At 75.7% G+C, this 1400-nt stretch carries 3 protein-coding genes; all 3 read right to left on the bottom strand.

The window, feature by feature from the left end; all coding sequences use genetic code 11:
• The coding region (locus JM949_RS35945) for an alpha/beta hydrolase (RefSeq protein ID WP_238434484.1) at nucleotides 1-317 on the bottom strand (317 nt) is incomplete at its 3' end.
• A 98-nt stretch (nucleotides 318-415) separates the two neighbouring features.
• The gene (locus tag JM949_RS35940; protein ID WP_203152473.1) at nucleotides 416-1078 is read right to left on the bottom strand and encodes a response regulator; all 663 of its coding nucleotides are present in this window, start codon (nucleotides 1076-1078) and stop codon (nucleotides 416-418) included.
• Nucleotides 1075-1263 carry an ATP-binding protein gene (locus tag JM949_RS35935; RefSeq protein WP_203152472.1) on the bottom strand — a complete coding sequence of 63 codons (189 nt, stop codon included), beginning with the start codon at nucleotides 1261-1263 and terminating at the stop codon, nucleotides 1075-1077. Before JM949_RS35935 ends, JM949_RS35940 begins: the two co-directional genes overlap by 4 nt.
• Nucleotides 1264-1400: the final 137 nt, after the last annotated feature.

The raw sequence follows: 1400 nt of genomic DNA, 5'->3' as shown, positions 1-1400 counted from the left end.
ACCCCGCCCAACCCCCTGTCGAAGTCGGCGAGCGTGCTGCCGACCCCGGGCACCAGCACCGCGATCCGGTCCGCGCCGGCCAGGTCGCCGAGCACCTCGACGGCGCGGCCGTCGCCACGCCTGTCGAAGAGCAGAAACCGGCGTCCGTCGGCCGCCCAGTCCGCGTACGGCGGCCCGGCCGCGCGCATCGCCGCCGCCACCACCGGGTACGCCTCGACGAACCCCGTCGCGGTGGTCGGCTCGGATCGGGTCGGCAGGACCAGGTTCACGCCGAGCAGCGCGGCCACCGCCACCCGGCTGGCACCTCGTCGTCGCATCACGTTCTCCCTCCGGAATGTCGTCCGGAGCAGAGTGCGCGGGTCGGTCCGGCCCGGTCGTCGTACCGGGGAGCCGTTCGTTGGCTGGCTCCGCAGGGCTACTCGCCGGCGGCCACCAGACCCGTCTCGTACGCCAGCACCACGGCCTGGGCCCGATCGCGCAGACGCAGCTTGGCCAGGATCCGCCCGACGTGCGTCTTCACCGTCTGCTCGGCCACCACCAGGTCCTCGGCGATCTCCGCGTTGTTGCGGCCCCGGGCGATCAGCCGCAGCACCTCGGTCTCGCGCGGGGTGAGCCCGGCCAGCTCGGTGGGGCGTGGCCGGCGGCGGTCCGGGCGGGCCGCGAACTCGGCGATCAGCCGGCGGGTGACCGCCGGGGCGAGCAGCGCGTCTCCGGCCGCCACCACCCGCACCGCCTGCACCAGGTCGGCCGCCGGGGCGTCCTTGAGCAGGAAGCCGCTGGCCCCGGCGCGCAGCGCCTCGTAGACGTAGTCGTCCAGGTCGAAGGTGGTGAGGATGAGCACCCGGGGGCGCTGCGCCGAACGGTCACCGAGCAGCTTGCGGGTGGCAGCCAGCCCGTCCATGACCGGCATCCGCACGTCCATCAGCACCACGTCCGGGTCGAGCCGACGGGCGGCGGCGACGGCCTGCGCGCCGTCGGCGGCGTCACCCACCACCAGCAGGTCCGGTTGGGCGGCGAGCAACGCCCCGAAGCCCTGCCGGACCATCGCCTGGTCGTCGGCGATCAACACCCGGATCATCGGTCCCCGCCCTCCGCGTCGTACGGCAACTCGGCCACCACCGCGTAACCCCCGTCCGGTAGCGGCCCGGCGGTGAACGTACCGCCCAGCGAGGTGGCCCGCTCCCGCATACCGGTCAGCCCGTGCCCGGTGCCCGTCTCGGTGCCCGACCGGGTCCGCCCGGCGTCGGGCGGCGCGTTCTGCACCCGTACCCCAAGGCTGGACGGACCGGCGCGGACGTGACCCGCACCGCGGCGCCGGCCGCGTGCCGGGCCGCGTTGGCCAGGCCCTCCTGCACGATGCGGTACGCGGCCAGCCCGACCGGCGCGGGCACCCGCCCGTC

The organism is Micromonospora tarensis, from assembly GCF_016803395.1.
Classification (GTDB): Bacteria; Actinomycetota; Actinomycetes; order Mycobacteriales; family Micromonosporaceae; genus Micromonospora; species Micromonospora tarensis.
This window is presented reverse-complemented; position numbering and strand designations above follow the sequence as displayed.